General features: G+C 64.1%; 5 protein-coding genes. 3 read left to right on the top strand and 2 right to left on the bottom strand.

Features of this window, described 5'->3' with window-relative positions:
* The first annotated feature begins 80 nt into the window (after positions 1-80).
* On the top strand, positions 81-404 hold the full coding sequence (locus tag EN879_RS20095) for a TfoX/Sxy family protein (protein WP_063167810.1): 324 nt from the start codon (positions 81-83) through the stop codon (positions 402-404).
* A 69-nt stretch (positions 405-473) separates the two neighbouring features.
* Here the strand turns inward: EN879_RS20095 and EN879_RS20100 are convergent, their stop codons facing one another.
* Together EN879_RS20100 and EN879_RS20105 are read right to left on the bottom strand one after the other, a co-directional pair.
* Positions 474-1,391 (bottom strand): pseudouridine-5'-phosphate glycosidase, encoded by a 918-nt coding sequence (locus EN879_RS20100; protein ID WP_063167811.1) that lies wholly within the window; start codon positions 1,389-1,391, stop codon positions 474-476.
* A 74-nt stretch (positions 1,392-1,465) separates the two neighbouring features.
* The gene (locus tag EN879_RS20105; RefSeq protein WP_063167812.1) at positions 1,466-2,410 is read right to left on the bottom strand and encodes a carbohydrate kinase family protein; all 945 of its coding nucleotides are present in this window, start codon (positions 2,408-2,410) and stop codon (positions 1,466-1,468) included.
* 280 nt (positions 2,411-2,690) lie between these two features.
* Here EN879_RS20105 and recA point away from each other — a divergent pair, with 280 nt between their 5' ends.
* Together recA and alaS are read left to right on the top strand one after the other, a co-directional pair.
* Positions 2,691-3,788, top strand: coding sequence for a recombinase RecA (recA, locus tag EN879_RS20110; RefSeq protein ID WP_013532151.1), 1,098 nt, complete (start codon positions 2,691-2,693; stop codon positions 3,786-3,788).
* A 292-nt stretch (positions 3,789-4,080) separates the two neighbouring features.
* The coding region (alaS, locus tag EN879_RS20115; RefSeq protein WP_127274201.1) for an alanine--tRNA ligase at positions 4,081-6,319 on the top strand (2,239 nt) is incomplete at its 3' end.

A 6,319-nucleotide genomic window follows, 5' to 3' on the forward strand; every position in this document is an offset into this window, starting at 1 on the left:
CTCCGATACCTCTCTCAACCTGTCAGCATGATTTTGGTTGCGGCGATGACAAGGCCAGATGCCGGTGACATGATCGCGGCATGGACAATGAACGCATCGCCGAACTGTTCGAGGGTCTCGGCCCTGTCAGCATCCGCAAACTGTTCGGCGGCAAGGGCATCTATTTCGACGGCGTCATCGTCGCCATCGTGTTGCGTGGCGAATTGATGCTGAAAGCCGACGAGCAAAGCGCGCCCGAGTTCGAGGCCGCCGGCTGCACGCAATGGACCTATACCGGCTCGCGCCACGGCAAGCTGGTCGCCATGCCCTACTGGAGCGTTCCCGACAGCGCTTTCGATGATCCCGAGGAGATGGCGGCCTGGGCACGCCGGGCGTATGAGGCGGGGCGGCGGGCGGGGAAGTGAATGCCAACCTTCTTGGCACAGCGGAGGGACAGCACCCCCCTCTGTCCCGCCGACCTTGGAGGCCGTGCCCTACAATGCCCTGGCTATCCTCGCCGCCAACCTTGCATTGTTTTCCACCAGCGCGATGTTGGTCTTCAGGCTCCTGCCGCCGGTCAGTTCGAGGATCTTTCCCAGCAGGAATGGCGTCACTGCCTTGCCGGTGACATGTTGTGCCTCGGCGGCCTTCTGCGCGGCGTCGATATAGCCCGCCATCTCCGCAGCCGGGATTTCCTGGTTTTCCGGCACAGGATTGGCAATCAGCATGCCGCCAGCAAGCCCAAGTGCTGCCCTCGTCTGGTAGAAATGCGCGATCTCTTCCGGCTCGTGCAAGGTCAGCGGCGCGCGGAACGGCGATTGCCTGGACCAGAAGGCCGGCATCGTCTCGCAGCCATGGCCGATCACCGGCACGCCGCGCGTCTCCAGCACTTCCAGCGTCTTTTCGATGTCGAGGATCGCCTTGGCGCCGGCCGAGACGACAATCACCGGGGTGCGCGCCAGCTCGTCGAGATCGGCGGAAATGTCAAAGCTCTTTTCGGCGCCCTTGTGCACGCCGCCGATGCCGCCGGTGGCAAACACTTTTATGCCGACCATATGCGCCGCGATCATCGTGGCGGCGACCGTGGTGCCGCCGGTGCGCCCTTGCGCCACGGCAAAACCGAGATCGGCGCGCGACAGCTTCATCGCGTCGCCCGTCATCGCCAGCGATTCGCGCTCGCCGTCCGAAAGCCCGATCTTGATGCGGCCGCCAACCACGGCGATCGTCGCCGGCACGGCGCCGCCATCGCTGATGATCTTTTCGACATCGGCCGCCATGGCGCCATTGTCGGGGTAGGGCATGCCATGGGTGATGATGGTGCTTTCCAGCACCACCACCGGCCGGCCGTCGGCCAGGGCCTGCGCCACCGGCGCGTGGATGTCGATGAAGGGGCGGGCGGTCTCAGGGGTCATCAAGGTCTCCTATCCGGAATGCGGCGCGTCCGTCGGACGCTCGGCAACATCGCGGCACTATGAATTCGCCGGTCTCATGCCATTTCCCTGGCATCCGGCACAAGAGCCAACGCTTCCGCGAAGCTCGCCGCGGTGAACTCCGGAACGGCGGCGGCGCTTTCGATGGCAAGCGTCGCCCCGGCAATGCCTTCGCGCAGAGCTGCCCGCAACGGCAGTCCGCGCAGCAAGGCAGCGACCGTTGCGCCTGCCAGCGCATCACCGGCGCCGGTGACGTCGGCGACCTTTCTTGGTGGCGGCGGCAGGATAGAGAAGGCGCCGGCTTCATCGAAGCCCAGCATGGGCCCGCCGCCTGCCGTCACCACGCCGCTGACGAGGCCGCTGCATCGCAACCCGTCGACGACCTCGCGCTCCGTGGCATTCGCGGCGACGCCGGCCAGCGCCATGGCCTCGCGCCGGTTCATGAAGACCAGCGAAAGCTCCTTCAGCACCGGTAGCAACCGCACCACCTTGGCCGGCGAAATGGCAATCGCGAAAACCGGCTTGCCCGCAGCGAGCGCGACCAGCCGTTCCAGCGCCGAAGAGGGCAGATTGGCGTCGCACAGGATCGCGTCGGCGGCGGCGATCACCTCCCGCACCTTGGAGCGCCTGATCTGCTTGGGAAACGCCAGGTCGTAGAGCGCCATGTCGGCAAAGCCGACGATCAACTCGCCCTCGCTGTCGATCAGTGCCGTGTAGCTCGGCGTCGTGCGGTCGAGGAAGACCGCCGACAGGTCGGTAATGCCTGCCCCGGCAATGGCTCGCGAAACGGTGTCGGCAGCGGGATCGCCGCCGCGAACCGACATCAGCGACGCGGAGACGCCGCGCCGCACGGCACTGCGCAAGGCGTTGAAGACGCCGCCGCCGACATCCTCGCGCATTGTGCCCGGATTGGAGGCGGCGGGCACGTAGGCGCCGGACACCTGGCCGCGCCGGTCGATATGGGCGCCGCCTACGGCCAGTATTTTCGCGGATTTCAGCATGCCGGCGATATGACCTTTGTTATTCCAGCCGCACAAGCGCTAGGCTGTGCGACCGAGCTTCGCATGCAAGGCGGCGATTCGGCAGGTCGAAACAACCGAGCCGTCTGGCCCAACGTGCGGTGCATTCCTGATCGAATCCTTGGACAAAAAAAGAACAAATCCGGATATTGCTTGTTTTTCAGATATTTGATCCCTCTTGCCAAATGAGAACAAAAAAGGTACAAATAGGCAGGGATTACGGATTGTCCGGCCTTCATTGACGACCAAGGGGTGATGTATCATGGCTCAGAATTCTTTGCGGCTGGTAGAGGACAAGGCAGTGGACAAATCAAAGGCTCTGGATGCGGCGCTGTCGCAGATCGAGCGGGCTTTCGGCAAGGGCTCGATCATGCGGCTCGGCGCCAACGAGCAGGTCGTCGAGATCGAAACGGTGCCGACCGGCTCGCTTGGCCTCGACATCGCGCTTGGCGTCGGTGGCCTGCCGCGCGGCCGCATCATCGAGATCTACGGGCCGGAAAGCTCGGGCAAGACGACGCTGGCCCTGCACACCGTGGCCGAAGCCCAGAAGAAGGGCGGCATCTGCGCTTTCGTCGATGCCGAGCACGCGCTTGACCCGGTCTATGCCCGCAAGCTTGGCGTCGATCTCGAAAACCTGCTGATTTCGCAGCCCGACACCGGTGAGCAGGCGCTGGAAATCTGCGACACGCTGGTGCGCTCCGGCGCCATCGACGTGCTGGTGGTCGATTCGGTCGCGGCGCTGACGCCACGTGCCGAAATCGAAGGCGAGATGGGTGATTCGCTGCCCGGCCTGCAGGCCCGCCTGATGAGCCAGGCGCTGCGCAAGCTGACCGCCTCGATCTCGCGCTCCAACACCATGGTCATCTTCATCAACCAGATCCGCATGAAGATCGGCGTCATGTTCGGTTCGCCCGAGACGACGACCGGCGGCAACGCGCTGAAATTCTACGCATCGGTGCGCCTCGACATCCGCCGCATCGGCTCGGTCAAGGACCGCGACGAAGTCGTCGGCAACCAGACCCGCGTCAAGGTGGTCAAGAACAAGCTGGCGCCGCCCTTCAAGGTGGTCGAGTTCGACATCATGTATGGTGAAGGCGTGTCCAAGACCGGCGAACTGGTCGATCTCGGCGTCAAGGCCGGCGTGGTCGAGAAGTCGGGCGCCTGGTTCTCCTACAATTCGCAGCGTCTCGGCCAAGGCCGCGAGAATGCCAAACTGTTCCTGCGCGACAATCCCGACACCGCACGCGAGATCGAGCTGGCGCTCCGACAGAATGCCGGGCTGATCGCCGAAAAGTTCCTTGAGAATGGCGGCTCCGAAGGTGGCGACGACGGGTTCGAGGAGGAATCCGGCGCGATGTGACAACTCGCGAGGTCGGCCGGAGTTCGGCCATAATCGCATTCTATTATCTCGGGCTTAAGTAATCGAGTTCCGCGTTAATGCGTTTTGAAACCGCCGGCCCAGTGCCGGCGGTTTTGCGTTTCGGCGGCGAAAACAGGCCGGTTCGAACGGCCGGCAAAGGCCGTGGATTGGACCAATTCCGTGTTTCTGGACAGGGTGAAGCGCGGCGGCTAAAAGGCCAAGTCCTAATCTTCTAAAACGCAGAGCCCATTTCCGCCGGTTTGCCGGCGGCCCTTCTGAAAAGGCAGCATTCATGAGTGGCGTGAACGAAATCCGGTCGACATTTCTCGACTACTTCCGCAAGGAGGGTCACGAGATCGTCGCGTCGAGTCCGCTGGTGCCGCGCAACGACCCGACGCTGATGTTCACCAACGCCGGAATGGTACAGTTCAAGAACGTCTTCACCGGCCTGGAGAAGCGGCCCTATTCGCGCGCCTCGACCGCCCAGAAGAGCGTTCGCGCCGGCGGCAAGCACAACGATCTCGACAATGTCGGCTACACCGCGCGTCATCTGACCTTCTTCGAGATGCTCGGCAACTTCTCCTTCGGCGACTATTTCAAGGAGCGCGCCATCGAGCTTGCCTGGAACCTGATCACCAGGGAATTCGGGCTGAGCAAGGACAAGCTGCTGGTCACCGTCTATCACACGGATGACGAGGCGGCCGGCTTCTGGAAGAAGATCGCCGGTTTTTCCGACGACCGCATCATTCGCATCGCGACCTCGGACAATTTCTGGGCGATGGGCGACACCGGACCCTGCGGGCCGTGCTCGGAGATCTTCATCGACCGCGGCGAGCACATCTGGGGCGGCCCTCCCGGCAGCCCGGAGGAGGACGGCGACCGTTTCCTGGAATTCTGGAACCTGGTGTTCATGCAGTATGAACAGGTGACGAAGGAGGAGCGCATCGACCTGCCGCGCCCCTCGATCGACACCGGCATGGGCCTGGAGCGCATGGCCTCCATCCTGCAAGGGGTGGAAAGCGTCTTCGAGACCGATCTGTTCCGTCACCTGATCGACGCGGCCTCGTCCGCGATCGGGCATGATCCCGACAAGGAGACGGTCGCCTCCTACCGAGTCATTGCCGATCATCTGCGCTCGTCCTCCTTCCTGGTCGCCGATGGCGTGCTGCCCTCGAACGAAGGCAGGGGCTACGTCCTGCGCCGCATCATGCGCCGCGCCATGCGCCATGCGCAGCTGCTCGGTGCCAACGAACCGCTGATGTGGAAGCTGGTGCCGGCGCTGGTGCGCGAAATGGGCCAGGCCTATCCGGAACTGCTGCGCGGCGAACAATTGATCACCGAGACGCTGAAGCTCGAGGAGACCAGGTTTCGCAAGACGCTGGTGCGCGGCCTCGGCCTGCTTTCCGAGGCGACCGAAACGCTGCATGCCGGCGACATGCTGGATGGCGAGACGGCCTTCAAGCTCTACGACACCTATGGCTTCCCGCTCGACCTGACGCAGGACGCACTGCGCCAGCGCAGCATCTCGGTCGATATTGCCGGCTTCACCAACGCGATGGAGCAGCAGAAGGCCGAGGCGCGCAAGCATTGGGCCGGGTCCGGCGACGCCGCCACCGAGACCATCTGGTTCTCGGTGCGCGAGAAGGCCGGCGCCACCGAGTTCCTCGGCTATGAGACTGAAGCTGCGGAAGGCATCATCCAGGCGCTTGTCCGGGACGGCAAGGCTGTCGACGGCGCCGGCAAGGGCGACGCGGTGGCGATCGTCGTCAACCAGACGCCGTTCTATGCCGAGTCCGGCGGCCAGATGGGCGACACCGGCGTCATCTCCGGCGAGGGGTTCTCGATCGAGGTTTCGGATACGCAGAAGAAGGCCGACGGGCTGTTCGTGCATATCGGCAAGGTGGCCAGCGGCACCGTCAAGACGGGCGCGGCTGTCGAGCTGAAGGTCGATCATGCAAGGCGCTCGAGGCTGCGCGCCAACCATTCCGCGACGCATCTGATCCATGAGGCGCTGCGCGAAGTGCTGGGCAGCCATGTCGCACAGAAGGGCTCGCTGGTCGCGCCCGAGCGCCTGCGCTTTGACATCTCGCACAACAAGCCGATTTCGGCCGAAGACCTCGAAGAGGTCGAGCGCATGGCCAACGAGATCGTCGTCCAGAACGGCCCGGTGACCACGCGCCTGATGTCGGTCGACGATGCCATCGCCGAGGGCGCCATGGCGCTGTTTGGCGAAAAGTACGGCGACGAAGTGCGCGTCGTGTCGATGGGCACCGGCCTGCACGGCGCCAAGGCGAACCGGCCCTATTCGGTCGAGCTCTGCGGTGGCACCCATGTCCGGGCGACCGGCGACATCGGCCTGGTGCGTGTCGTGTCGGACAGCGCGGTCGCCGCCGGCGTGCGCCGCATCGAGGCATTGACGGGCGAAGCCGCGCGCAAACATCTCGACGAGCAGGACAGGCGTTTGAAGGCGACGGCAGCCGTGTTGAAGATTTCGCCGGCCGATGTACCGGCGCGCGTCGAGACGCTGCTCG

It is taken from the genome of Mesorhizobium sp. M7A.F.Ca.AU.002.02.1.1 (assembly GCF_003998535.1).
In the GTDB taxonomy this organism is placed as follows: domain Bacteria; phylum Pseudomonadota; class Alphaproteobacteria; order Rhizobiales; family Rhizobiaceae; genus Mesorhizobium; species Mesorhizobium ciceri.